A 25,040-nucleotide genomic window follows, 5' to 3' on the forward strand; every position below is an offset into this window, starting at 1 on the left:
AGATTACTCTCCGGAGTTGCTTCCGGCGTCGGCGTTGGCGATTTCCTTGGCAATCTTCTGGGCGGTGGCGCTGTCGGGTCCGGGGGCAGGGACGAACACGGCTTCCCGGTAGTACCGGAGCTCGTCGATGGAATCCTTGATGTCGCCCAGTGCGCGGTGGCCGCCCTTTTTCGCCGGTGACTGGAAGTAGGCCCGGGCGTACCAGCGGCGCGACAGCTCCTTGATGGTGCTGACGTCGATGACCCGGTAGTGGAGGTGCTCCACCACGGCGGGCATGTCGCGGGACAGGAACACGCGGTCGGTTCCCACCGAGTTCCCGCCCAGGGGTGCTTTGCGCGGGTCCGGGACCCAGGCGGAGATGTACTCCATGACCGCGGCCTCAGCTTCTGCCATCGTCTTGCCATGCGGCAGTTCTGTCAGCAGTCCGGACCTGGTGTGCATGTCCCGGACGAAGTCGGACATCTGGGCCACGGCGGCATCGTCGGGTTTGATGACGACGTCGACACCGTCGCCAAGGATGTTGAGCTCCGAGTCGGTGACCAGTGCTGCCACCTCGATGAGGGCGTCGTTCTTGATGTCCAGGCCGGTCATTTCGCAGTCGATCCAGACGATTCGTTCGTTAGATATAGGCACCGGACCAGCCTACCGTTACACTCCCGGACACCCTGCCGATGCTAGGATTTCGGGTACGCGGCGGGTCGACCTTCCGCCCTGAATCCTGTTCCGGCAGGCCCGCGCGGCTGCCGGGTGAACCGCGGAAAACGCATGAAGATTGGACGATCCTGAGATGACGGCGCCTGTGCCCGCAACGGGGGAGATGGCGGCGGACGGCATTGCCGGAGCGGGCAGTGCCGCGGTGGACAATCCACGCTCACCCCTGATTGCCGGTTTCCTGGGCTCCATGTCCATGATGATCGGCTCGATTGGCGTGGGCTGGCTGGCTCCTGTCTCGGAGCTGCGCCGCATGCCCGTGTTCATCTGGATGCGGACCGAAGCCCCGGGAGTGGCCCTGTCCATTGTCCTGGTGGCCGTGGGAGGCATGCTCCTGGTGCGTGCGTGGCTGCGGCTCGGACAGAAAGTCCGCGTGTGGGGTGAACAGGCCCGGCGGGCAACCCTGGCCGCGGTGGTGGCGTGGGGACTTCCCATGATGTTCAGCGTGCCGCTGTTCAGCCGGGACGTGTATGCCTACATTGGCCAGGGGCGGCTGATGGTGGAGGGCTTCAACCCGTACGAAAACGGCATCTCCGCCCTGTCCAACTACTTCCAGCTGGGTGCGGACAAGATGTGGACCGAGGCCCCGGTTCCCTACGGCCAGCTGTTCCTGTGGATCGAGCAGTTCGTGGTCTGGGTGACCAATGTCCAGCCGGAGGCGTGCGTCATGCTCTTCCGCCTGGTGGCCTTGGCGGGCGTGCTGCTCTGCGTCATCTACGTCCCCCGGCTTGCTGAACTGCACGGCGTGAACCCGCACCGGGCCCTCTGGCTCACGGCGGCCAACCCACTCTTCCTGACCAACTTCATCGCCAGTGTCCACAACGACTCACTGATGATCGGGCTGGCCCTGGCGGGCCTCTACTACTCCGCGACCCGGCGCGAGGTCCGCGGCATCGTCCTGGTGACCCTGTCCATCGCGGTGAAGCCCATCACCATTGTCTTCCTGCCATTCATTGGACTCCTCTGGGCAGGAAAGAATGCGGGCTGGCTGCGGAAAGTGGTGTTTTGGGGGCTGACTGCGGGCCTGAGCCTGGCGCTGCTGACAGCACTGAGCATGGTCAACGGGTTCGGTTTCGGCTGGATCACCGGGCTATCCGCGCCGGGCAGCATCTCCATCTGGTACGCCCCGGTGGGCCTGATTGGCATGGTGGTGGGGTCACTTGCCGGCGCTTTCGGTTTTGATGGATCCGTGCCCGCAGGCTGGGTGTTCGACGCCGGGAAGCTGCTGGCCGTGGGCATCGCCGCCTGGCAGATCCTCCGGGGCGACTATGACCGCCTGATGCGCCGGCTCACCCTTGCCCTGGCCGCCATCGTCCTGCTGGCACCCATCATCCAGGCCTGGTACGTCGTCTGGCTCATCCCGCTCTTCGCCGTGACCGGCATCAGGAACGACTGGCAGGTCAAGGCCCTGTACTTCGTGGTCTCCTTCTTCATGATCTACGCCATTTCGGACCAGTTGGATGTCTTCCCGTACCTCCAGACCCAGGACCTCGGCTTCGCCCTCGCCTTGGCCCGCATTGCCGCGGCGCTGACCGCCCTGCTCTTCGCCCTGTACCTGATCTTCTGGGACCCCGGCACCCGCAGGCTGTTCCGCAAGTCGCACGAGCCCGTCGTTGAACGTCCCGTGATCTAGCGTCCGCTGCCGTTCGGTGCCGCCGGGCTGATCCTGCGCAGGGCCTCCCGGCGTGACAACGGGCTCAGGGCATCCCGGTGCTTGGCAGCGAACGCCTCAACCCAGCCGGGCGCCCTCTTGGCGTACTCGCGCAATGCCCAGCCGATGGCTTTCCGGATAAAGAACTCCGGATCCGCAAGGTTCGGCTCAATGACGGCGGCGAGCAGCTGTGTGTCCGTGGCTGTCCCGGCGCGTAGCTGCGACGTGATGGCGGCCCTCCGGATCCACAGGTCCGGGTCCCGGCCCCATTGCCGCAGCAGTGCGGCCATTTCCTCGGGGTGCGCCTGCAGCAGGGCGCAGATCCGGCCGGACACGCCATCGGCAAAGTCCCACCACGCACCTGTCCGGATAATCTCCTCGTACACCGGAAGCATGTCCAGGTCGGCGGCCACCATCCGCTGTGCTGTCAGGTCGATGGCCGCGTACTTTTCCTCGCGGAACGCGGCGGTGCGCCACAGGTCGAGTACCGTGGCGCGGAGCTGCTCCGCGGATGCCGGGGGATGCGCCCGCGCAGCGTCCGCCGTTATCCGCCGCACCTCGGGCACCCGGACGCCGAGGGAGGGGATCAGGGACTTCATGTAGGCCTGGGCTCCGGCGGCCCGTACGGGATCGGCCATTGCCCGGAGCGCGTCCCTGACGAAGTCGATAAGGTCCTGGTCGGGGGCGGTGTCCATGGGGCAACTTTAACCGGTGGGGATGGTTGGCGGTGCGGTAGGCTGGTGAGCGCTAACACGCCACGATGGAGAGGGAACCATGCCCGGAACTGAAGTCCACCTCGCCCACGGACCCTACTCCGCCGTCGTCACCCTCCGGGGCGGGGCGCTCCGTGAACTGCGCCACGGGGACCGGGACCTGGTGGTGGGATTCGGCCCGGACGGTCCAGTGCCCGACTATCGGGGCGTCATCTGCGCACCCTGGCCCAACCGGCTGGCGGACGGCAGCTACTCCTACGCGGGCACAGCTTATGCCGCCGCCGTCAACGAACCGGAGCGTGGCGCGGCTTTGCACGGCCTGGCCATCCACAGGCCCTGGGAAGTGCTGGAAACAGCAGCGGACCGGACGGTCCTGGGGTGCCGTATCCCGGCCGGCCCCGATTACCCCGCGGACCTTGAACTGGCCGTTACCTACTCCCTCTCCGACGACGGGCTCCGCGGCGAAGTGCGGGCGGTCAACGCCGGCACCACGGCCGCGCCGTACGGGGTATGCCCCCATCCCTACCTGGTGGCCGGACCGTCCCCGCTGGATGACTGGTCGCTGGAGCTTCCGGCTGGCGCCTACCTGGAGGTGACCCCCGAGCGGCTGCTGCCCGTGGACCTGCGGCAGGTGGACGGGGGCGCCTTCGACTTCCGTTCGTCGCGGCGGCTGGGGCCGGTGCAGATCGACCATGCGTTCACGGACATCGTCCGGGACGCGGAGGGCCTGGCCCGGGTACGGGTGCTGGACCCGTCCGGTGCGGGCGTTGAACTCGAGTGGGGAACCGAGTGGCCCTGGGTCCAAGTGCACACCGGCGACAAGCCCGTCCGCCCGGACCGGCTGGGCCTGGCCGTTGAACCCATGACCTGCCCGCCGGATGCCCTCCATTCGGGGACGGACCTGGTGCATCTGCAGCCGGGCCAGGCCCATTCGGCAAGCTGGACCATTCGGGCAGTGGACTAGCTGCGCCCTTCCGCTGCGGCTGGGGCGGCCGTGTCCGTCCACCCTGCACGCTGCAGCCAGGCGGCGCACAGCCTGGTCCATTGGCCGGGTCCGGGCTGGCCCGCGGCAAGCCCCAGTCCGTGCCGTCCCTCCGGGAAAACATGCAGCTCCGCCGGAACGCCGGCAGCAAAGAGCGCCCTGGCGTAGTTCAGGCTGTTGCTCACCGGGACGGCATCATCGTCGGCCGTGTGCCAGAGGAATGCCGGTGGTGTCAGATGCGTGACGTTCAGCTCCGGCGAGAGCGCCCTGAGAAGGTCCGACGGCGGCGCGTCGCCGAGGAGGTTCGCCACCGATCCCTTGTGGGTTTCGTGGGTCAGTGATGCAACGGGATAGCAGAGCACCGACAGGTCGGGGACGGCGGCGCGCACGTCCAGGTCCGGGTTCCCGGTGGCAGCTGCCGTGCTCAGGGTGGCCGCCAGGTGGCCGCCCGCGGAAAAGCCCAGGACGCCGATGCGCTCCGGGTCGACGGCCAGCCCATGCTGTCCATGCCTGATGTGGAGCATGGCTTCCTTGGCGTCTTCCAAGGGAGCCGGGTGCCGGTCAGGGGCAACCCTGTAGCGGAGCACGAAGGCATGGATGCCCAGTGATGCCAGCCATTCCGCCACGGGCTCCGCCTCGTGACCGGCCTGGCGGGCATAACCTCCTCCGGGCAGGACCAGGATGGCGGGCCGGGAGCCGGCTACCTCCGGGCTGGCCGGAACTGCCGTCAGCTCCATCAGGGGGCAGTTTCGGTGCTGCGCCGCAGCGTGACCTCGCCTGTGATGGCACCGGGCGAAGCGACTTCCGCCCCAGCGTCACCGGCGGACCTTGGTCCGGTGGCAAGCGTGGCGAGCCGGCCGATGTCCTCCAGCGGCAGGCGGACCGTGGACAGGGCGGGCCGGAAGTCGCGGAGGGTTTCAATGTCGTCGAAACCGGCGATGGCGGCGTCCCGGGGGATGCGGAGCCCTTCGGACCGCAAGGCTGCTGCGGCGCCGATGGCCATGACGTCGTTGACGGCGAAGATGCAGGGTTTTGCGGCGGCGTTCCCGTCGCCGGACTGGGCTGCCTTGATCCGCGCCGCCAGTTCGAGGCCCGCGTCATATCCTCCGGACCGGTTGAAGGCGCTGCGGAGCACTTCTGCCGGACGGCGTCCGGCCTGCTCCAGTCCCTCCTGGAAGCCGCGGACCCGGTCATCGGAGGTCAGGAGGCCTTCCGGGCCGCCGACGATGACGAAGTCCCCGTCCCAGCTGCGCGCAAGCTCGGCGGCGAGCCGGCCGGCGAGTTCCCGGTTGGGGACTTTCACCACGTGGTACCCCTCCGGAGCCGTTGCGCCCACCACGGGGTGGCCCACCACTGCCACCTGGCCGCCGTTGCGGCAGTACCGGTCGAGTTCGGCTGCCAGCTCGGCGTTGCCGTCCTTGTCCTCATTCCGGCAAGAGCGGGAACCTGCGATGACAATCGAGTCCGCCCGGCGGGCGGCGAAGGCTGCCACTGCTTCCCTTTCTTCCGCAGGCCCGGCCCCGGTGGTGGCCAGCAGCACCATCCGGTGCTGCTCCCGCGCGGCTGCCTGCACGCCACGGGCCACGGCCGCGAAGTAGGGGTCGGCGATGTCGTGGACAATCAGGCCGATGAGGCCGGAACTGGACTTCGCCAGGCCCTGGGCCTGGGCGTTGGGGACGTAACCCAGCGACTCCGCCGCCTGCCTGACCCGTTCGGCGATGTCCTGGCCCGGCTTCCGGGCGGAACCGTTGAGCACGCGGGAGGCCGTGGCGGGGGAAACGCCGGCAAGGCGGGCCACCTCGGTAAGGGTACTTGCAGCCACAGCATCTCCTGGTCTAGGTACGGGCTCGAAGGCTAAGCACATTATGGCAGTTCAAACTACTTCCGGAAAGCGCTTGCCAACGGAAAGGGGGCAGTGCATCATGGAAGCAGTGGGAATGCGCTTTCCCAGTTGGCTTGAGTACATTGCTCACTCACCGTGGAGGACACATGGGCTTCGAAACAAAGACGATCCGCATCGCCATGAACGGCATCACCGGCCGGATGGGCTACCGCCAGCACCTGCTGCGCTCCATCCTGCCCATCCGCGACGCCGGCGGATTCATCCTCGAGGACGGCACCCGCGTCCAGGTTGAACCGATCCTGGTGGGGCGCAATGAGGCGAAGATCCGCGAATTGGCGGAGAAGCACAAGGTGTCCCAGTGGACCACCGACCTGGACGCCGTGATCAACGACCCCACGGTGGACGTTGTCTTCGACGCCTCAATGACCAGCCTCCGCGCGGCCACCCTCAAGAAGGCCATGCTGGCCGGCAAGCACATCTTCACCGAGAAGCCCACCGCGGAAACGCTGGAAGAAGCCATCGAGCTGGCCCGCATCGGGAAGGAGGCAGGGGTGACAGCCGGTGTTGTCCACGACAAGCTCTACCTGCCCGGACTGGTCAAGCTGCGACGCCTGGTGGATGAGGGATTCTTCGGCCGCATCCTTTCCATCCGCGGCGAGTTCGGCTACTGGGTCTTCGAAGGCGACGTCCAGGCCGCCCAGCGCCCGTCCTGGAACTACCGCAAGGAAGACGGCGGCGGAATGACCACTGACATGTTCTGCCACTGGAACTACGTCCTGGAGGGAATCATCGGCAAGGTCAAGAGCGTCAGTGCCAAGACTGCCACCCACATCCCCGCCCGCTGGGACGAGGCGGGCAAGGAATACAAGGCCACCGCGGATGACGCGTCCTACGGCATCTTCGAACTGGAGACACCGGGCGGCGACGAGGTCGTCGGCCAGATCAACTCCTCCTGGGCGGTGCGCGTCTACCGCGACGAGCTGGTGGAATTCCAGGTGGACGGCACCCACGGTTCCGCCGTTGCAGGCCTGAACAAGTGCGTCGCCCAGCAGCGGGCCCACACCCCCAAGCCCGTCTGGAACCCGGACCTGCCCGTCACCGAGTCCTTCCGCGACCAGTGGCAGGAGGTTCCGGCCAATGCCGAGCTGGACAACGGCTTCAAGCTGCAGTGGGAGGAGTTCCTCCGCGACGTCGTCGCCGGCCGCGAACACCGTTTCGGCCTGCTCTCCGCAGCCCGCGGGGTGCAGCTCGCCGAACTCGGCCTGCAGTCCAACGACGAACGCCGCACCATCGACATCCCGGAGATCACCGTCTAATGACTTCCCTCATCCTTCCCTCCTCCGACGGCGGCACCAGGGAGTACCGCCTGCAGGGCGGTGCCACCTGGGCCCGTCCCACCGCTCCACTGACAGCCCGGCGGGCATATGCCGCGGCCCACGTCATTCCCGAGGTCCTCGCTGACAATACCCCCGGGGCCCCCGCACGCCTCGACTGGGAGGCCACCCTGGGTTACCGCCACGAGCTCTGGTCCTATGGCCTCGGCGTGGCCGATGCCATGGACACTGCCCAGCGGGGCATGGGCCTTGACTGGGCCGCCACCCAGCAGCTGATTAAGCGAACCGGCGTGGAAGCTGCCTCGGTGGTCGCCGCCAACAATCCGGCCACGGCCGGCAAGTCCGTGCGGGACCTGGTGTCCTGCGGCGCCGGCACCGACCAGCTGGACATGGATTCGCTTCCCCCGGGGGAAGCCGGACTCAAGGTTGTCCTTGAGGCCTACCGCGAGCAAATCGGCGTCGTTAGTGAGGCCGGACCCAAGGTGATCATCATGGCCTCCAGGGCCCTGGCCAAGGTGGCACGCGGGCCGGAGGACTATCTGCACGTCTACGCAACCCTGCTGCAGGAAGTGGACCAGCCGGTGATCCTTCACTGGCTCGGCACCATGTTCGATCCCGCACTGGCCGGCTACTGGGGCTCCGACCATGTTCCCGCCGCCACCGAAACCTTCCTGGGCCTGATCAGGGACAACGCAGACAAGGTGGACGGGGTCAAGGTCTCGCTGCTGGACGCCGACCATGAGGTTGCCCTCCGTGCCGCACTGCCGGCGGACGTCCGGCTCTACACCGGCGATGATTTCAACTACCCCGAACTGATCGACGGCGATGGCACCCACCACTCGGACGCCCTGCTGGGAATTTTCGCTGCGATCTACCCGGCAGCGTCGGCGGCCCTGCAGAACTACGACGCCGGCAACAGCGCCAAGGCCCGGGAAATCCTCGACTCCACGCGCGAACTGGGCAAGCACATCTTCAGCGCCCCCACGTTCTACTACAAGACCGGCATCGCCTTCCTGTCCTGGCTCAACGGCAAGCAGCCGGGTTTCCAGATGGTGGGCGGACTCCATTCGGGGCGCTCGGTGTGCCACCTCTCCAGGACCTTCGAACTGGCTGACCGGACCGGCCTGCTGAGGGACCCGGCGCTGGCTGCCTTCCGCATGTCGGACTACCTGCGGATCAACGGGGTGGCAGTATGAGCGACTTCTCCCGGCTCTCCATCAACAGCGCCACCACCAAGAAGTGGACGCTGGCCCAGGTCGTGGAGGGCTGCGTCAACGCGGGCATCCCCGCTATCGGACCCTGGCGCGACCGCGTCGAGGAAGCCGGCCTGGACAAGGCGGCCCGCCTGATCAAGGATGCCGGACTGCGCGTCTCCTCACTTTGCCGCGGCGGGTTCCTGACAGCCGCCGACGCCGAGGGGCAGGCCGTCGCGCTCGCAGACAATCGTGCCGCCATCCTGGAGGCCGTGGCCCTGGACACCAGGGAGCTGTTCCTGGTGGTTGGGGGCCTGGCCCCGGGGGAAAAGGACGTGGTGGCTGCCCGGCAGCGCGTGGCCGACCGGCTCGCCGACCTGGTCCCGTTTGCGCAGGAGAATGGCGTCCGCCTGGTCCTGGAACCCCTGCACCCCATGTACGCCGCGGACCGCGCCCTCATCTCCACCCTGGGACAGGCCCTGGACCTGGCAGCGCCGTTCGACGCCGCCACGGTGGGGGTCGCCGTCGACACTTTCCATGTCTGGTGGGACCCGGAACTGAAGGCCCAGATCGAACGCGCCGGGCGGGAAAACCGCATTGCCTCCTACCAGGTGTGCGACTTCAACATGCCCATCGCCGCCGATCCGCTGCTCTCCCGCGGCTACATGGGCGACGGCGTGGTGGACTTCGCCACGATCGGCGCCTGGGTGCGCGGCGCCGGGTACACCGGCGACATCGAGGTGGAGATTTTCAATCAGGAGATCTGGGACACGGACGGCAACACCGTCCTGGCCACGGTCAAGGAGCGTTACGCGGACCTCGTCCAGCCGTATGCCTGACCTGATGCAGACCGCGGGTTCCTGCTGAGTCACGGCAGGAGCCCGCGTCCCACGAGGAAGGGCCCGGACCGCTGCGCAGCGGCCCGGGCCCTTCGTGGTGATGCCGCCTGCCTTAGGCGTACGCGGCGGCAAGCTTTCGGTACCTCGCCAGCACGCCGGCGTCGTCCGTTCCTTCCGGAAGTTCGTTGGCGGCCGACGACCACGCGGGGAATTGTCCGGTGAGGGCCGCGGCGGCCTGCCGCGCGGCGCCGTCGGCAACATACTCGCCGGGGCTGGGGACTCTGACGGGAGCGCCCAAAAGGTTCGCGGCGACCTCCTGGACAGCCGCTGACTGGGCGCCCCCGCCCACCAGGAGGATCCGCCGGGCGGACACTCCCTGCTCCAGCAGGGCCGCCAGGCCATCGGCCAGTGAACAGACCACACCCTCGACGGCGGCGCGCGCCAGGTTGGCGGCGGTGTAGTTGGCCCGGGTGATGCCGTGCAGGGAGCCGGTGGCATCCGGCAGGTTGGGCGTTCGTTCCCCGTCGAAGTAGGGGATCAGGGTCAGGCCGCCGGCACCAGGCCCGGCGGACAATGCCAGCTGGTTGAACCCGGCCAGATCCACGTCCAGCATTGCCGCGGTGGCATCGAAGATGCGGGTGGCGTTCAAGGTGCATACCAGCGGCAGGTAATGCCCGGCGGCGTCGGCGAACCCGGCCACCAGTCCCGAGGCATCTGCCGCCGGCGAATCGGAAACCGCGAACACAGTCCCAGAGGTGCCCAGCGACATCACCACGTCGCCCAGCCGGGCACCTGCTCCCAGTGCGGCTGCCGCATTGTCCCCGGCGCCGGCTGCGAGCAGGGCACCTGCCGGCGTCCTTCCCGCCGCCTCCAGCGGGCCCAGGACCCGCGGAAGGACTGGAACGTGGCCGAGTGCGGCGGACAGGACGTCGGGAAGGTACCTGTCCTCCGCCGTCGAGTAATACCCCGTTCCGGACGCATCCGAGCGGTCAGTGGCCAGCGCCGCCAGTCCTTCCTTGCCGCTGCCCGGACCATGGCCTGCGAGCCGCCAGGTGAGCCAGTCATGCGGCAGGCACACGGCAGCCACCCTGGCGGCGTTCTCCGGCTCGTTCTCCGCGAGCCAGCGCAGCTTGGTCACTGTCAGGGAAGCGACGGGGACGGTCCCCGTGCTGCGGGCCCAATGCGCCGCACCGGCGGCAGGGTCCCCGCCGCCCGCCTGTGCGGTGAGTTCCGCGGCTGCGCCGGCGCTGCGGGTATCGTTCCACAGCAGCGCCGGCCGGACCACCGCCCCGTCGGCGTCAAGGCAGACCATCCCGTGCTGCTGGCCGCCGACGGAGATGGCGGCCACGTCGTCCAGGCCACCGGCATCCGCGGCGGCCTTGAGGAGGGCTGTCCACCAGTGGTCGGGGTGCACTTCCGTGCCCTCCGGGTGCCCCGCCCGGGCCTCGCGGACCAGTTCCCCGGTACGGGCATCACGGATGACCACCTTGCACGACTGGGTGGAGCTGTCGATGCCTGCGACAAGCACCATGGCCTAGCGGGCGCCCAGGAGGTGTTCGATGGCGAGCTGGTTGAGGCGGACGAAGGCGAAGGAACGCTCGGCGGCCTTGTCGGCGTCGAAGTCCTCGAAGGCAGCCGCGTCGTCCAGCAGGTCGGCGGTCGTTTCGCCGGCCTTGAGGGTGGGCTCACCCAGTTCGAAGACGCCGGATGCCGTCAGCGCTTCCTGCACCTGCGGGTCGGCGCGGAACGCCACTGCCCGTTCCTTGAGCAGCAGGTACATGGCCATGTTCGACTTCGCGGACTCCCAGACGCCGTCGTAGCCGTCGGTGCGGGAGGGCTTGTAGTCGAAGTGGCGCGGGCCGTCGTACGTGGGGCCGCCGCCCGGGAAGCCGTTCTCCAGCAGGTCCACGGTGAAGAAGGCACTGGTGAGGTCGCCGTGGCCGAAGACGAGGTCCTGGTCGTACTTGATGCCGCGCTGGCCGTTGAGGTCGATGTGGAAGAGCTTGCCGGCCCAGAGGGCCTGCGCAATGCCGTGGGTGAAGTTCAGCCCAGCCATCTGCTCGTGCCCGGTTTCGGGGTTCAGGCCCACGATGTCGCCGTGCTCGAGCTGGGCGATGAAGGCCAGGCCGTGGCCAACCGTGGGCAGGAAGATGTCGCCGCGCGGCTCGTTCGGCTTGGGCTCCAGTGCTATGCGCAGGTTGTAGCCCTTCTCCTTGATGTAGCCGGCAGCGGTGTCCACGCCTTCTTTCATCCGGTCCAGGGCGGCAGCAAGGTCCTTGGAACCGTCATACTCGCTGCCTTCGCGGCCGCCCCACATGACGAACGTTTCGGCGCCGAGTTCCGCAGCAAGGTCAATGTTCCGCAGCACCTTGGACAGCGCGAAGCGGCGGATGGAACGGTCGTTGGAGGTAAAGCCGCCGTCCTTGAACACCGGATGGCTGAACAGGTTGGTGGTGACCATGGGGACCTTGAGGCCGGTGTCCGCCAGGGCTGCGCGGAAATTCTTCAGGATCAGCTCCCGCTCCGAAGCGGAGGCATCGAAGGGGACCAGGTCATTGTCGTGGAACGTCAGGCCATAGGCGCCCAGCTCGCTGAGCTTGTGCACGGCCTCCACCGGATCCAGGGCGGACCGGGTGGCCACGCCGAACGGGTCGGCGCCGGTCCAGCCAACGGTCCAGAGGCCGAATGTGAACTTGTCAGCGGGGGTGGGGGTAAGAGTCATGATGCGTCCTTGCGATCGGGGGCCCGCGGGATTGCGGGGCTTTAGTTCATTGCCTGAACTATATTGATGGCTTTAGGGTGGGGTCAAGAGTCCGGCAGGCAGGCTGCCGGAAAAATTTTGGCGGAAACCCGACCGAGGAGTTGTGCGATGGTGATGCCGGTGCCCGCAGTGCCCGCATCCGGAGGGGCGGCCCCCGGAAGCGTGGGGGATGTGCGCCGCAGCAACCTGGCGCTGGTCCTGGGCGCGATTGCCGAGTTCCCGCCCGGCACCAACCCCAGCCGCGCGCAGGTGGCCGGTGCCACCGGGTTGACCAAGGCATCTGTGTCCAGCCTGGTGCTGGACCTCCTCGACGCCGGAATCATCCGCGAAATCGGCCTGAACCCGCAGGGCCGGGGCCGGCCGGGGGTAGGGCTGGAACTCAGCCCCGCCCGTGCGGTCATGGGAATGGAGGTCAACGTCGACTACATTTCCGCGGCCGTGGTGGATCTTGCCGGAACGGTACTGCTCCGCGCAGTGCAGGAACGTGACAACCGGAACAGCCCGGACCGGCCGGTCCTCGCCGCGCTTGCGGCCCTCGCCGCAAGGGTGCGGAGCGCCGCCGGAGAGCGGGGCGTCGAGGTCCTGGGCGGAGGGCTGGCGGTGCCTGGACTGGTCGACCCGGCCGCCGCACGGGTGCTGGCCGCTCCCAACCTGGGCTGGATCGATGTGGACCTCGACCTCGACGCCCTGTTGCCCGAGGCCGCACTGGGAGTAGCCCTGTTCAACGAGGCCGACGCCGCTGCCCTGGCTGAACTGCGGCACCGCCCGGACGGGGCATCAAACTTCCTCTTCGTCTCCGGGGAAGTAGGCGTGGGCGGCGGGATCGTCATTGGTTCTGAGCTGTTTACCGGACCCGGGGGCCACGCCGGCGAAGTGGGACACATCGTGGTGGACCCGGACGGCGGCCGATGTTCGTGCGGAGGCACCGGTTGCCTGGAGACGGCAGCCGGCCAGGATGCCATTCTCTCCGCTGCCGGCCTGGCCGCGGACGGGCGCACCCGCTCCGCCGCCATGGCCGCACTCCTGCAGGCGCTGGAGGCCGGGCAGCCCGGGGCGGTAGCCGCCGTCGAACGTGCTGGCCGCTGCCTGGGCATCGCGCTCGCGTCAACGGCGCGGGTGGTCGATATCGATTCGGTGGTCCTCGGTGGCCACTTCGCAGTCCTGGAAGCCTGGCTGCGCGAACCGTTGCTGAAGAGTGTCCAGACCTACGCTCCGGGCAAATATGCGCCGGAGGCCATCACGATGTCCGCAGTGGGGGAGTATGGTGCCCTGCTGGGGGCCGCCGGCAGTGTGATCAGGTCCCTCGTGGAGGCCCCGCACCGGCTGCACTCATAGCAGCAGGCGCGCAATGCCCCGGTCCGAAGACCGGGGCATCAGCCACCAAGGTGCCCCAGGAGGGAATCGAACCCCCGACCGGCGGATTAGAAGGCCGCTGCTCTATCCCCTGAGCTACTGAGGCATCAGCTCCCGGCCTGCAGGCCGGCGCCTCAAAAAGTTTACATTGCCCGGGATGCCGGCGGCGTCATTCGGCTTCCACTGTTCCTCCCCACGTGGCGGGTTCGGCCCGTTATCCACATACGGGAACCCGTGCCTGCTGCGTCCCGGCGGCCGGGGCGATGCTGGTCATGCCTGCTACAGGCGCCACCATCCAGACAGGACGTAGACATGAGCGAAACGATTACCATCCGGGGCTTCGTTGCCACCGAGATCACGAGTTCCACCACCCCGGGGGGAGTGGCAACAGCCTCCTTCCGGCTTGGGTCCACCGCGCGCCGCTTTGACCGGGAATCCAAAACCTGGGGCGACGGGCACACCAACTGGTTCACCGTGCAGGGTTACCGCAACCTGGCCGGGACCCTCGGCTGCAGTATCCGGAAGGGCCAGCCCGTCATCGTCGTGGGCAGGCTGAAGATCCGCACCTGGGAAAAGGAGGGCCGGGTCTACCACTCCACCGTCATCGATGCCGAGGCTGTGGGGCATGACCTTTCCTTCGGGTCGGCAAACTTCATCCGGACCGCTTCCAGGCCTGCGCTTTCTCTCGTGGAGCGGCCCCAGTCACCGGAGGATGGGCCTGCGGTGGACCCGGACCTTGAGGAGCCGGAGGACCGCGAGGACGGGCTTCCCGAAGAGCACGGCCTTGCGGCGGTCGTCATCGAGGACAACGACGGCGGACTCGCTTCCCTTGACCTGGAAACCGGAGAACTCGCCGAAGTCTAGGACCACGCATCAGCTATCGACGTTCCCCGTCCAGTTCCGGGCGGACGGATTGGCAGCACCCCCGGCCGCCGTCCGTCCGCCCGCCAAACACATGCCGCCTTTCCGGTGCCGTTGGACGCCGGCGGCCGGTCGCGGCAGCCGCGCCGTCATGGTCGTGGAACAATGTCACCATGCGTCCCACCCCTTACCGCCGGCAGATATACCGGGCCGGTGCAGCGCTGACGTGCGCCGCCCTGGCCGCACTCTTGTCAGGGTGTACCGCAGGTCCCGCCACGGACAGCCCCTTGGTCGGCGGTAGCGGTGGGGGATCTTTGACGCCCACGGCGGCAGCGCCCGCGACCGGGGGAACGCCCACCGGGCCGTCGGGGCCAGCCCAAGCGGGCAGTGCCCCCGCCGGGGAGTCATTGGCCAACACATCCGGCGGTGCGTCGTCCGCCGCAGCCGCCGCGGCCACCGAAAACGTCAAGCGGACGGTCGACGATACCCTGGCGAAACTCGCAACGGGGACGCCGAAGCCGGCGACGGCCCAGGTCAGCGACGCGTTGACCGGAGCAGGCATCGATCCGGCAGTGCTCCAGGTATCGCAGAGCCGGACGCCGACGGGATTGGAGGCCGATGCCATCGAGGCTGCGGTCCTGCAGGGCAAGGATTGCGTCATCGGCCAGGTGCGCGAAGGTGCCGTGACCGTTACGGTGCTTCCGGTCCTGGCCAGCGGCAAGTGCTTCGTGGGCTCCTGATCCCGCCGGCATTGAGGCCGCAAATGTGAGATCTGCCCGTCAACCCACTAGATTTGAGACCATGGCGGAATTTATCTACACAATGACCAAGGCCCGTAAGGCCGTTGGCGAGAAACTCATTCTTGATGACGTAAGCATGTCCTTCTTCCCGGGCGCCAAGATTGGTGTTGTGGGCCCGAACGGTGCCGGTAAGTCCACCATCCTCAAGATCATGGCCGGGCTGGACACGCCCTCCAACGGTGAGGCCCGGCTCAGCCCCGGCTACAGCGTGGGAATCCTGCTCCAGGAACCGCCCCTCAACGAGGAAAAGACCGTCCTGGGCAACGTCCAGGAAGGCGTGGGCGAGATCTACGGCAAGATCCAGCGCTTCAACGAAATCTCGGAGGAAATGGCCAGCCCGGACGCTGACTACGACACCCTCCTTGAGGAAATGGGCAAGCTGCAGGAAGCCATCGACGCCGCCGACGCCTGGGACCTCGATTCCCAGCTGGAGCAGGCCATGGACGCCCTCCGCTGCCCGCCGGCCGACGCCGACGTCACCAACCTTTCCGGTGGTGAGCGCCGCCGCGTGGCCCTCTGCAAGCTCCTCCTGCAGAAGCCGGACCTGCTGCTCCTCGACGAGCCCACCAACCACCTGGACGCCGAAAGTGTCCTGTGGCTCGAACAGCACCTGTCCAGCTACCCGGGCGCCGTCCTCGCCGTCACCCACGACCGGTACTTCCTGGACCACGTGGCGGAATGGATCGCCGAAGTGGACCGCGGCCACCTGTACCCGTACGAAGGCAACTACTCCACCTACCTGGAGAAGAAGCGCGCCCGCCTCGAGATCCAGGGCAAGAAGGATGCCAAGCAGGCCAAGCGCCTCGCCGAGGAACTCGAGTGGGTCCGCTCCAACGCCAAGGGCCGGCAGACCAAGTCGAAGGCCCGCCTGGCCCGGTACGAGGAAATGGCCGCGGAGGCGGACCGCACCCGCAAGCTTGACTTCGAGGAAATCCAGATCCCGCCGGGACCGCGCCTTGGCGGGCTGGTCCTGGAGGCGAAGAACCTCCAGAAGGGCTTCGACGACCGTGTACTGATCGACGGGCTGTCCTTCAGCCTGCCGCGCAACGGCATCGTCGGCGTCATCGGTCCCAACGGTGTGGGCAAGTCCACCCTCTTCAAGACCATCGTCGGCCTGGAACCGCTCGACGGCGGCGAGCTGAAGATCGGCGACTCGGTCAAGATCTCCTACGCGGACCAGAGCCGCGGCGGCATCGACCCCAACAAGACCCTCTGGGAGGTCGTTTCCGACGGGCTCGACTTCATCCAGGTGGGCAATGTGGAGATGCCGTCCCGCGCCTACGTGGCAGCCTTCGGCTTCAAGGGCCCGGACCAGCAGAAGAAGGCAGGTGTGCTCTCCGGCGGTGAGCGCAACCGCCTGAACCTGGCCCTGACCCTCAAACAGGGCGGAAACCTCCTGCTCCTCGACGAACCCACCAACGACCTCGACGTCGAAACCCTCAGCAGCCTGGAAAACGCGCTGCTCGAGTTTCCCGGCTGCGCCGTGGTGGTCTCGCACGACCGGTGGTTCCTGGACCGGGTGGCCACCCACATCCTGGCCTACGAAGGTGACGACGAGAACCCCTCCAAGTGGTACTGGTTCGAAGGAAACTTCGAGTCCTACGAGGAGAACAAGGTGGAGCGTCTGGGCCCCGATGCTGCCAAGCCGCACCGCGTCACCCACCGGCGCCTGACCCGCGACTAACAGCGCGGAACCGGCCCAAATCCGGCGCAACACAAACGAAGGCCGGCACCCGGGAAAATTCCAGGGTGCCGGCCTTCTGCGTGCCTGGTTCGTGCGGGTGCCCGGTACTTTGCGGCGCCCGGGAGGTCAGGTGCCCGAGGGATCGGTGGGAATGCGCACCATTCCCTCCTGCGCCACCGTGGCGACGTGCTGGCCCGCGCGGTTGAAGATCCTGCCCGTTGCCAGGCCGCGTGCCCCGTGGGCGCTGGGGGATTCCTGGACGTAGAGCAGCCACTCATCAACCCGCGCCGGCCGGTGCCACCACATGGCGTGGTCCAGGCTGGCAACGTTCATGCCCGGCGTGATCCAGCTCAGTCCGTGCCGCCGGAGGATGGATTCGAGCAGCGTGTAGTCGCTGGCATACGCCAGGGCGGCCCGGTGCAGGTTGCCGTCATCCGGCATCGGCCCGAACGTCTTCATCCAGACGGCGTTGCTGGCCTCGCGCGGACCCTCCGCTGAAACATACAGGGCCGGGTTGACGTGCCGGATGTCGAAGGGCCGCTCGTACGCCCAGTGGCGTGCCACCGGATGGTCGAACCGGCCCAGCAGGTCCGCCGTGCTGGGCAGTGATTCGGGGTCCGGGATGCCCTCCGGCATCACCGAGGAGTGTTCGATTCCTTCGTCGTCGCCCTGGAAGGAGGCGATCATGGACAGGATGGGCACGCCGTCCTGGTAGGCGTGTACGCGCCGGGCCGAAAACGACCGGCCGTCACGCAGCCGCTGCACCCCAAACGTGATCGGCTTGTTGGCGTCGCCGGGCCGCAGGAAGTAGCCGTGCATGGAGTGGACAAACCGGTCCGCATCCACCGTCCGCATCGAGGCCACCAGCGACTGCGCGAGCACCTGGCCGCCGAACACCCTGTGGTGCGGCTGCTGCTGTGACGGGCCAAGGAAGATATCCTCATCCGTCCGGGCGCCCTCAAGCTCACCAAGGTCCAGCAGTTCGATCAGCGAGGAGGTGGGGTCGCCGCTGGGCGGCGCCAGCAGTCCGGCTTCGGCTTCAGTCATGGTCCGACTCTAGACGGCGCCCCGCAAACCACTCAACCGGAGCGCAGCCGGTAGTGTTCTAGGTGTGTCTGAACTACTGACTTCGTCCTTCCGTTTCGCTGATCCACGAGATCTGGCCGACCTGAAGACCTTCGCCACCCGGGCCAAAGCCATTGACGACGGCGCCATCCGCCTGCAGGCCGCCGGCTCCGTCCTGGCCGCCTATGTGTGCGTCCTGCGTCCCCGGCTCCTGGGCGAGGCGACCCCCACCATCCTGGGCCTGCGCACTATGGCACTGGCGGAACCCTCCGGAACAGACGTCACCGTGGCGTTGTCTTCTGTCCTTGACCGGCTGGCGCGTGCGGGGGAGGCCGACGTCGAGTTGCCGGTTCCGCCCACCACGGTGACCGAGTCCTGGACGGGGGTTGGCGCCCCGCGGGGCGGTTGGGAGCTGTTGGGGTCCGTCACCGACGCCCGGCTGCGCGCGGCAGCCGAGGCGGGGATCGCCGAAGTGGCGGGGATCGTGCCGGACAAACCCGGGGCGCTGATCGTCAACAACGCCCGGGCCGCGGTCTGGGGACGGGAACTGGACGACGCCGGCCTGCCCGCCGGTGCGGCTTTCGCCGCCTTCGCGCTGGGGTTCCTGGGGGACGGGGACCAGAAGCTGTACCGGGCGGGCCGCTGGTTCCGGCTGAGCGGACCCCGCGGCCACGTCCTGGCGCGGACCGGCAGCGGACTGCTCTAGGCCGGACCGCAGGGCGCCTGCCGGTCAAGAGCCTGTTCGACAGGGCCCGCTGGACAGGCCTGCCGGACGCAGGCTCAGGAACCGGAAGGGCTGTTCACCATGGTCAGCGCCGCCCGCTCCATGTAGTCCCACAGCGTTCCCTCGTAAAGCGGCGGCAACTCCAGGGCATCCACGGCGGTGCGCATGTGGAACAGCCACCGATCCTTCGCCTCCGGAGTGACCTTGAAGGGCATGTGCCGCATGCGCAGGCGCGGGTGGCCGCGCTCCTCGCCGTACGTGGTGGGACCGCCCCAGTACTGTTCCAGGAACATCAGGAACCGGCGTTTCGCCGGCGCCAGGTCCTCTTCCGGATACATGGGCCGCAGCAGGGGATCGGTGGCTACCCCGTCGTAGAAGACGTCAATGAGCTTCACGAAGGTGTCGTGGCCGCCCACGGCATCGTAGAAGCTGTCGGTGTAGTCGGGCTTGCTGAACGGGTCGTTCTGCATCAACTGGGGCCGCTGCCCCGGGCCCGGCTCAATGGGAAGCGACATGCTAGTCCCCGGCTTTCTGGTCAGTCTTCTTGGTCTCAACGTGCGCCGAGCCCTGGTCGGTGGTACCGTCGTCGGACTCATGCAGCGGAACGTAGCGTCCCTGCGACCTGTTGCCCACGCGCAGGATCTCGCCGTTGCGCAGGTACCAGATCGCGCCGTCGTCCGAGCGGACACGGGTGATCCGCAGCCCCATGGACTCGACGACGCCCACCACTTCGCTGGTTTCGATCACGTCGCCGATTCCGTACTGGTCCTCAATGGTAATGAAGATCCCGGCCAGGAAGTCGCGGATCAGCTGCTGTGCGCCGAAGCCGATGGCTACACCCAGGATGCCCACGCTGGTCAGCAGCGGGGCAATGTTGATGTCCAGGTTCTGCAGCACGTACATGCCGGTGATGATGACCACCAGCACGCCCACCACGCTGTTGAGCAGCGAACCGATGGTTTCGGCACGCTGGACGCGGCGTTCGTGGTCGAGGGCCCGGAAAGCCGGGGCCGCCCATCTGAACGTGGGCTTCTTGAAGAAGTTGCTTCCCGACGCCACCCGCTTGGTTATGCGGGAAATGATGAATGTGGCCACGAGCCAGACGGCAACGCCGACGCCGAGGCTGATCACGATGCCAGGCAGGCTCACGCCGCTCGGCTGGGTGGGTGCTGGGGGAAGGATGGACAACATGCTGACCATGGGTGGAAATAGCTCCTTGGGATATTGCTCTGTTCTCTTTCAACCCTAGCGCCGTAGCGTGGACCAATGCGCATCCTCATCCTTGGCGGAACTGCCTTCCTCTCACAGGAAATTGCCAGGCAGGCGGTGGCCGCGGGGCATAACGTCACCTGCCTGGCCCGGGGAGTATCCGGTGAGCCGCCGCGGGGCGCCGAGTGGGCCAGGGCGGACCGGTCGGCGGGCCCGGCAGCGTACTCCGGCCTCGCCGGCACCTGGGACGCCGTGATCGAGATTGCCCGGGATCCTGCCCTTGCACGGGACGCCCTTGGCGCCCTCGCTGCGAACGCCCGCCACTGGACCTTCGTTTCCAGCTGCTCTGCCTACGCCGACCACTCCACGCCCGGTGCGGCGGAGGATGCGCCGCTGCTGCCGGCCCTGGCGCGGGGAACGCCGTCCACTCCGGACAATTATGGCGAGTCCAAGGCAGCCATCGAGGAGGCCACCCTGGAGGCGACGAACGGCGCGGCACACCTGTGCCGCGCCGGCCTGGTCAGCGGCCCCGGGGACCCTACCGACCGGTACGGCTACTGGCCCGGCCGTTTCGACCGGAACCCGGCACCGGTGCTCCTCCCGGACATCGGCGTGCAGCCCACACAGGCCATCGACGTCCGGGACCTGGCGGCCTGGATTCTGCGCGCGGCCGGACAGGGAACTACCGGCCCGCTGAATGCAGCTGGCGATCCGGTGCCCTTTGCCGACCTCATCGATGCCTGCTGCGAGGGGTCCGCGGCCAACGCCACCACTGTCACCGCCACGGAAGACTGGCTGGTGGAGCAGGGCGTCAGCTATTGGTCCGGGCCCGATTCCCTTCCGCTCTGGCTGCCGCCCCGCCATGAGGGCTTCATGGCGCGCAGCAACCAGGCAGCCAAGTCGGCGGGGATGGTGCTGCGGCCTTGGCAGGAAACCTTGGCTGACACCCTGGCGGATGAACGTGCCAGGGGACTGGACCGGCCCCGTAACGCCGGCCTGTCACCCGCCACGGAGCAACGGCTGGTCAAGCTGCTCCAAGGCGGGTGAGGCTACGCGGCCACGGTCACCGGCTGGTGTTCCACCGGGAAGTTCACGCTCCGGGCAATGAAGCAGACCTGGTTGGCCTCATGGTGCAGCGAGGCCGCCAGATCCGCCTGCGCCGCGTCGGCCACCCTCACGTGCGGGTTCAGGACCACCCGCTCGAACTGTCCGCTGCCGTCCCGGTTCAGCCGCATCAGCCCGGTGGCCTCGTCCCGGTAGCCAGTGACCACCACGCCGTGCTTCACCGCCACGTGCAGGTAGGACAGCATGTGGCACTGCGCCAAGGCAGCCAGGAGGAGCTGTTCGGGGTTGTAGCGTTCGCGGTCGCCGTGGAACGTGGGATCGGCCGAGCCCTTGAGGACCGGCAGGCCGGGGATGGCGACGTCGTGGTCCCGGGAATAGCCCCGGTAGGACGACGTGCCCGCCCCCAGGTTGCCGGTCCACTGGACCGTCAGCGCGTACCGGTGTTCGTGCAGGTTCACTCCTTGCCGCCCGCCGGCAGGACGTCGGCGGCACGGGCACGCAGGGCGCGGGCCACGCCGTCACGGTTTTCCAGCATCATCCGACGCAGCGCGGCGCTTTCCGGCGGCAGTGACGCCAGGAAACCGTCGGTACGGTCAATGGTGGCCTGCGTGGTAAGCAGCGCCGGGTAGAGCCCGACGACGATTTGCTGGGCGAGTGCGTGGGTGCGGGTTGCCACGATGCCCGGCACGGCCGCGAAATACTTTTCGGAGTACGGCTCCAGGAGGGAGCGGTCCAGCACCCGCATGAACCCGGCCACCGCGGAGCCTTGCAGCGCATTGGACAGCTCTCCCTTGACCACGATGGCTTCCCAAGCCGCAGCCTTCGCCTCGGGAGTGGGGATGGCGGCCTTGGCCAAGGCGGCTGCGTTCTGGCCGCTGGAGGTGTTGTCCCGCTCCAGTTCGGCGTCGATGCCGTCCTGCCCCATCCGGGCGCCGGCCACCAGCGAAGCCACCAGCTCCCAGCGGAGGTCCTGGTCCACGGCCAGGCCGTCCAGGACCACGGACCCGTCCAGCAGGCCTGACACCCGGTCCAGCTGGGACGCGCTGCGGGCCAGGAGCGCGAAGGACTTGATGAACTGCAACTGGCCATCGGAGCCGCCGGGAACCGCCGAAGCCATATCCCACAACCGGTCCACGGCCGCAACCGTGGTGGCTTCGCGGTGATCCTCGGCCACATAGAAGTTCAGGGTTGTGGCCAACTGCCGGAGCTGGACCAGGATCACGGAGGAATCAGTTTCCGCGGCCACGTTGGCCAGGATCAGCTCCACGTACTTGCGGGCCGGGGTCTCGCCGTCCCGGGCAGCATCCCAGGCAGAGTTCCAGACGAGGGTCCGCGGCAGGCTTTCGGCAAAGTCCTTGAGGTGTTCCGTGGCGGTTGACAGGGACGCCGGATCCAGGCGCACCTTGGCGTAGGCCAGGTCGTCGTCGTTGATCAGGATCAGGTCCGGCCGGGCCAGGCCTGCCAGCGCCGGGACCTCGGTACGTTCGCCGTCGACATCCAGCTCCTCGCGGTGCACCCGGGTGAGCTTGCCGGCGTCGTCCAGGTTGTAGAAGCCCACGGCGAGCCGGTGCGGGCGGATGGTGGGCCACTCCGGAACCGCGGACTGCAGGATGGCAAAGGACCGCAGCTTTCCGTCGGAGTCCACGTCCAGCTCGGGCGCCAGCGTGTTGACCCCGGCGGTCTCCAACCACTGCCGGCCCCAGTGGTCCAGGTCGCGGCCGCTTGCCTTCTCCAGCTCAACCAGCAGGTCCTGCAGCTCGGTGTTGTGCCAGGAGTGCTTGGCGAAGTACTCCCGGACGCCGGCCATGAACTGTTCGGGTCCGACCCAGGCGACCAGCTGCCGGAGCACGGAGGCGCCCTTGGCGTAGGTGATGCCGTCGAAGTTGACCTCAACGTCCTGAAGGTCGTTGATCTCGGCGAAGATCGGGTGCGTGGTGGGCAGCTGGTCCTGGCGGTACGCCCAGGACTTTTCCACGGAGGCGAACGTGGTCCAGGCGCTGGTGAGGGATGTGGCCTCCACCGCGGCAAGGTGGGACATGTACTCGGCGAAGGACTCGTTGAGCCAAAGGTCGTTCCACCAGCGCATGGTCACCAGGTCGCCGAACCACATGTGCGCCAGTTCGTGGAGCACTGTGATGGCACGGCGCTCGATCTGCGCCCCGGTGACCTTGCTGCGGAACACGTAGCCTTCCAGGATCGTGACCGCGCCGGCGTTTTCCATGGCGCCGGCGTTGAATTCCGGCACGAACAGCTGGTCGTACTTCTCGAACGGGTAGGGGCAGCCGAACTGCGCCTCGAAGAATCCGAAGCCCTGCCTGGTGAGCTCGAAGATGTTGTCCGCGTCCAGGTACTGCATCAGCGACTTCCGTGCGAACACCCCGAGCGGGACCACGCGGCCGTCCGAGCTGGTGACCTCGCTGCGGACCGACTGGTAGGGGCCGGCAATCAGGGCCGTGACGTAGGAGGACAGCCGTGGCGTGGGGGCAAACGTCCAGACCGACCGGGCGGCACCGTCTTCGGCGGCCTGTGCCTGTGCCGGTTCCGGGGTGGGGGAGTTGGAAACGACATCCCAGTGGGACGGAGCCGTAACGGTGAAGGCGAACGTAGCCTTCAGGTCCGGCTGTTCGAAGACGGTGAACATCCTGCGCGAATCCGGGACCTCGAACTGGGTGTAGAGGTAGACCTCGTTGTCCACGGGGTCCACGAACCGGTGCAGGCCTTCGCCGGTGTTCATGTAGGGCATGTCTGCGACGACAGTGAGCTCGTTGTGCTCCGCCAGGTCCGGCAGCTGGATCCGCACGCCGTCGGCCACGGTGGCCGGATCAAGGGCGCGGCCGTTGAGGGTCACGCTGTGTACCGTGCGGGTGACGGCGTCGATGAAACTGGACGTTCCTGGCACCGCCGTGAATTTGACGGTGGTGGTGCTGCCAAAGACCTCTCCGCCGCGGGTCAGGTCAAGGCTGACATCGTAGGACTCGACGGAAATCAGTTCGGCGCGCTCACGGGCTTCGGCGCGCGTCAGGTTCATGCCTGGCAAAGGAGGTCCTCCAAAGAATTTTCGGCTGCCGCCCGGTGGTTCCGGTGCCGGCACTGTGATGCATTCTTCCACCCCTGCCCCGCATGGCAAGTTGCCCAGCTCACAGCAGGGGCGGGCCGGAGCCGGGCGGCGGGCCAGCTTGCCGCAGGGGTAGCGTTGGATGCATGGGAAAGCTGCTGGATTCGGTGGATGCCAGGGCCCTGCGTTTCGCCGTCGGGTTCCCTGTCGTCCTGGCTGCCGCCTTTGTTTACTGCGCGTTCCTGCTGCGTCCGGACCTGCCGGAGCCGCTTGCGGTCCAGTGGACGGACAGCGGCGGTGCTGCCTTCGCGCCCTTCGGCGCCTACGTTGGGGCCGGCGCCGCGGGAATCATCGTGTCCGGGTGGCTGGTCCTGCTCCAGGCCGCGCCGCTCAGCCGGCCCGTCCTGATGCGCAGGATCATGATGGGTGCCGGGCTTTTCCTCAGCCTGTTCGTCACCTCCGCGCTCGCCGCAGGCCTGATCGGCCAGACGGGGCTTGCCGACGCCCGGCAGTCCCACGTGGACATGACGGTGCTCGCCCTGGGAAGCGGTGCGGCGGTTTCCCTCGGCGTGACCATGGCCATGGTGTACAAGGCCGACCGGCAGTGGTCCCCTGACGATGACCGCGCGCTCCAGGTCGCCATCGCCAGGGAACTGGACCCGGACCTTGCCCGGGACAGCATCAGGCTCTGGGTCCACGCCCGGAGCTCGGTCTTCGTCATGATCGCCATCGCCTCCCTGTTCCCGGCGGCCCTCATCGCCGTCGTGGTGCCGTGGCTGGGGATCCTCCTGGTCATCCTGGCCATCATTGGCGCCGCGTTCCTTTTCGCCCGCGTCCGGGCGGACCGGCGTGGGTTGAAGGTCCTGCTCGCCGGAGTGGTGCCGGTAATGGATGTCCCCGCCGGCGCCATTTCCGATGCCAGTGCAGCCGAGGTGCGGGCCGCGGACTACGGCGGGTGGGGCTACCGGCACCACGGCGGAACCGCCGCGATGCTCGTCGGCAGCGGGCCCGCCGTCGTCGTCAGCAAGACTGACGGCCAGCGCCTCGCCGTCAGCGGCGGCAGCCAGGCCTCCGCCGCGCGGCTTGCCGAAGTGCTCACCCGGGTGGCCGCCAGGGCCCGCCGCGGCGGTGGTCCGCCACCACCGGATGGCAAGGACTCCTGACCGCACCGCCGCCCTAGTATCCTTATCGGTGTCG

The 25,040-nt window shown here is 67.8% G+C and carries 23 protein-coding genes and 1 tRNA gene; 12 read left to right on the forward strand and 12 right to left on the reverse strand.

Annotation, left to right across the window (positions count from 1 at the left end; translation table 11 throughout):
* Positions 1–3 precede the first annotated feature (3 nt).
* On the reverse strand, positions 4–633 hold the full coding sequence (orn, locus tag ACFVTD_RS16500; RefSeq protein ID WP_387564957.1) for an oligoribonuclease: 630 nt from the start codon (positions 631–633) through the stop codon (positions 4–6).
* A gap of 154 nt (positions 634–787) precedes the next feature.
* Here orn and mptB point away from each other — a divergent pair, with 154 nt between their 5' ends.
* Positions 788–2,344, forward strand: coding sequence for a polyprenol phosphomannose-dependent alpha 1,6 mannosyltransferase MptB (mptB, locus tag ACFVTD_RS16505; RefSeq protein WP_387564959.1), 1,557 nt, complete (start codon positions 788–790; stop codon positions 2,342–2,344).
* Here the strand turns inward: mptB and ACFVTD_RS16510 are convergent.
* Entirely contained in the window at positions 2,341–3,057 is a 717-nt protein-coding gene (locus ACFVTD_RS16510; RefSeq protein ID WP_387564961.1) for a DNA alkylation repair protein, read from the reverse strand. The genes mptB and ACFVTD_RS16510 overlap by 4 nt on opposite strands.
* A 79-nt stretch (positions 3,058–3,136) precedes the next feature.
* Here ACFVTD_RS16510 and ACFVTD_RS16515 point away from each other — a divergent pair, with 79 nt between their 5' ends.
* Positions 3,137–4,039 carry an aldose 1-epimerase family protein gene (locus ACFVTD_RS16515; RefSeq protein ID WP_387564963.1) on the forward strand — a complete coding sequence of 301 codons (903 nt, stop codon included), beginning with the start codon at positions 3,137–3,139 and terminating at the stop codon, positions 4,037–4,039.
* Here the strand turns inward: ACFVTD_RS16515 and ACFVTD_RS16520 are convergent.
* Together ACFVTD_RS16520 and ACFVTD_RS16525 are read right to left on the reverse strand one after the other, a co-directional pair.
* Positions 4,036–4,794, reverse strand: a complete 759-nt coding sequence (locus ACFVTD_RS16520) for an alpha/beta hydrolase (protein ID WP_387564965.1) — start codon at positions 4,792–4,794, stop codon at positions 4,036–4,038. The two genes, ACFVTD_RS16515 and ACFVTD_RS16520, sit on opposite strands and share 4 nt — an antisense overlap.
* Positions 4,794–5,879: a LacI family DNA-binding transcriptional regulator gene (locus ACFVTD_RS16525; protein WP_387564967.1), complete on the reverse strand. Its 1,086-nt coding sequence runs from the start codon at positions 5,877–5,879 to the stop codon at positions 4,794–4,796. Before ACFVTD_RS16525 ends, ACFVTD_RS16520 begins: the two co-directional genes overlap by 1 nt.
* A gap of 167 nt (positions 5,880–6,046) precedes the next feature.
* Here ACFVTD_RS16525 and ACFVTD_RS16530 point away from each other — a divergent pair, with 167 nt between their 5' ends.
* The 3 genes from ACFVTD_RS16530 to ACFVTD_RS16540 are packed head-to-tail and all read left to right on the forward strand — an operon-like array spanning position 6,047 to position 9,266.
* A complete protein-coding gene (locus ACFVTD_RS16530) occupies positions 6,047–7,216 on the forward strand; it encodes a Gfo/Idh/MocA family protein (RefSeq protein WP_387564969.1) in 1,170 nt (389 codons plus the stop codon).
* The gene (locus tag ACFVTD_RS16535) at positions 7,216–8,430 is read left to right on the forward strand and encodes a dihydrodipicolinate synthase family protein (protein ID WP_387564970.1); all 1,215 of its coding nucleotides are present in this window, start codon (positions 7,216–7,218) and stop codon (positions 8,428–8,430) included. The genes ACFVTD_RS16530 and ACFVTD_RS16535 overlap by 1 nt, the downstream gene beginning before the upstream one ends.
* Positions 8,427–9,266, forward strand: coding sequence for a sugar phosphate isomerase/epimerase family protein (locus ACFVTD_RS16540; RefSeq protein ID WP_387564972.1), 840 nt, complete (start codon positions 8,427–8,429; stop codon positions 9,264–9,266). The genes ACFVTD_RS16535 and ACFVTD_RS16540 overlap by 4 nt, the downstream gene beginning before the upstream one ends.
* A 112-nt stretch (positions 9,267–9,378) precedes the next feature.
* Here the strand turns inward: ACFVTD_RS16540 and xylB are convergent, their stop codons facing one another.
* Positions 9,379–10,797 carry a xylulokinase gene (xylB, locus tag ACFVTD_RS16545; RefSeq protein ID WP_387564974.1) on the reverse strand — a complete coding sequence of 473 codons (1,419 nt, stop codon included), beginning with the start codon at positions 10,795–10,797 and terminating at the stop codon, positions 9,379–9,381.
* 3 nt (positions 10,798–10,800) lie between these two features.
* Entirely contained in the window at positions 10,801–11,988 is a 1,188-nt protein-coding gene (gene xylA / locus ACFVTD_RS16550) for a xylose isomerase (RefSeq protein ID WP_387564976.1), read from the reverse strand.
* A 147-nt stretch (positions 11,989–12,135) separates the two neighbouring features.
* Between xylA and ACFVTD_RS16555 the strand changes: the two genes are divergently transcribed.
* Positions 12,136–13,362, forward strand: coding sequence for an ROK family protein (locus ACFVTD_RS16555; RefSeq protein ID WP_387564978.1), 1,227 nt, complete (start codon positions 12,136–12,138; stop codon positions 13,360–13,362).
* Between the two features lie 51 nt (positions 13,363–13,413).
* Here ACFVTD_RS16555 and ACFVTD_RS16560 read toward each other — a convergent pair.
* Positions 13,414–13,486, reverse strand: a tRNA-Arg gene (locus ACFVTD_RS16560).
* A 206-nt stretch (positions 13,487–13,692) separates the two neighbouring features.
* On the opposite strand from ACFVTD_RS16560, the gene ACFVTD_RS16565 reads away from it, so the two are divergent.
* From ACFVTD_RS16565 to ettA, 3 genes are all read left to right on the forward strand, one after another.
* On the forward strand, positions 13,693–14,244 hold the full coding sequence (locus tag ACFVTD_RS16565) for a single-stranded DNA-binding protein (RefSeq protein WP_387564980.1): 552 nt from the start codon (positions 13,693–13,695) through the stop codon (positions 14,242–14,244).
* A gap of 170 nt (positions 14,245–14,414) precedes the next feature.
* Positions 14,415–14,981 carry a DUF6993 domain-containing protein gene (locus ACFVTD_RS16570; RefSeq protein ID WP_387564982.1) on the forward strand — a complete coding sequence of 189 codons (567 nt, stop codon included), beginning with the start codon at positions 14,415–14,417 and terminating at the stop codon, positions 14,979–14,981.
* Between the two features lie 61 nt (positions 14,982–15,042).
* Complete coding sequence (gene ettA / locus ACFVTD_RS16575) at positions 15,043–16,725, forward strand: energy-dependent translational throttle protein EttA (RefSeq protein WP_159631783.1); 1,683 nt, start codon at positions 15,043–15,045, stop codon at positions 16,723–16,725.
* Between the two features lie 126 nt (positions 16,726–16,851).
* Here the strand turns inward: ettA and ACFVTD_RS16580 are convergent, their stop codons facing one another.
* The gene (locus ACFVTD_RS16580) at positions 16,852–17,772 is read right to left on the reverse strand and encodes an acyl-CoA thioesterase (RefSeq protein WP_387564984.1); all 921 of its coding nucleotides are present in this window, start codon (positions 17,770–17,772) and stop codon (positions 16,852–16,854) included.
* A gap of 64 nt (positions 17,773–17,836) precedes the next feature.
* On the opposite strand from ACFVTD_RS16580, the gene ACFVTD_RS16585 reads away from it, so the two are divergent.
* A complete protein-coding gene (locus ACFVTD_RS16585; protein ID WP_387564986.1) occupies positions 17,837–18,496 on the forward strand; it encodes a hypothetical protein in 660 nt (219 codons plus the stop codon).
* Between the two features lie 74 nt (positions 18,497–18,570).
* Here ACFVTD_RS16585 and ACFVTD_RS16590 read toward each other — a convergent pair whose 3' ends face one another.
* Together ACFVTD_RS16590 and ACFVTD_RS16595 are read right to left on the reverse strand one after the other, a co-directional pair.
* Positions 18,571–19,029, reverse strand: a complete 459-nt coding sequence (locus ACFVTD_RS16590; protein ID WP_387564988.1) for a globin — start codon at positions 19,027–19,029, stop codon at positions 18,571–18,573.
* Position 19,030: 1 nt separating this feature from the next.
* A complete protein-coding gene (locus ACFVTD_RS16595) occupies positions 19,031–19,714 on the reverse strand; it encodes a mechanosensitive ion channel family protein (RefSeq protein WP_387564990.1) in 684 nt (227 codons plus the stop codon).
* Positions 19,715–19,780: 66 nt separating this feature from the next.
* Between ACFVTD_RS16595 and ACFVTD_RS16600 the strand changes: the two genes are divergently transcribed.
* The gene (locus ACFVTD_RS16600; protein WP_387564992.1) at positions 19,781–20,770 is read left to right on the forward strand and encodes an NAD-dependent epimerase/dehydratase family protein; all 990 of its coding nucleotides are present in this window, start codon (positions 19,781–19,783) and stop codon (positions 20,768–20,770) included.
* Positions 20,771–20,772: 2 nt separating this feature from the next.
* Here ACFVTD_RS16600 and ACFVTD_RS16605 read toward each other — a convergent pair whose 3' ends face one another.
* A complete protein-coding gene (locus ACFVTD_RS16605) occupies positions 20,773–21,246 on the reverse strand; it encodes an OsmC family protein (protein ID WP_387564994.1) in 474 nt (157 codons plus the stop codon).
* A complete protein-coding gene (gene pepN / locus ACFVTD_RS16610; RefSeq protein WP_387564996.1) occupies positions 21,243–23,816 on the reverse strand; it encodes an aminopeptidase N in 2,574 nt (857 codons plus the stop codon). The genes ACFVTD_RS16605 and pepN overlap by 4 nt, the downstream gene beginning before the upstream one ends.
* Before the next feature lie 173 nt (positions 23,817–23,989).
* Here pepN and ACFVTD_RS16615 point away from each other — a divergent pair, with 173 nt between their 5' ends.
* Complete coding sequence (locus ACFVTD_RS16615) at positions 23,990–25,006, forward strand: hypothetical protein (protein WP_387564998.1); 1,017 nt, start codon at positions 23,990–23,992, stop codon at positions 25,004–25,006.
* The last annotated feature ends 34 nt before the right edge of the window (positions 25,007–25,040 follow it).

The organism is Pseudarthrobacter sp. NPDC058119, from assembly GCF_042884655.1.
Lineage (GTDB): Bacteria > Actinomycetota > Actinomycetes > Actinomycetales > Micrococcaceae > Arthrobacter.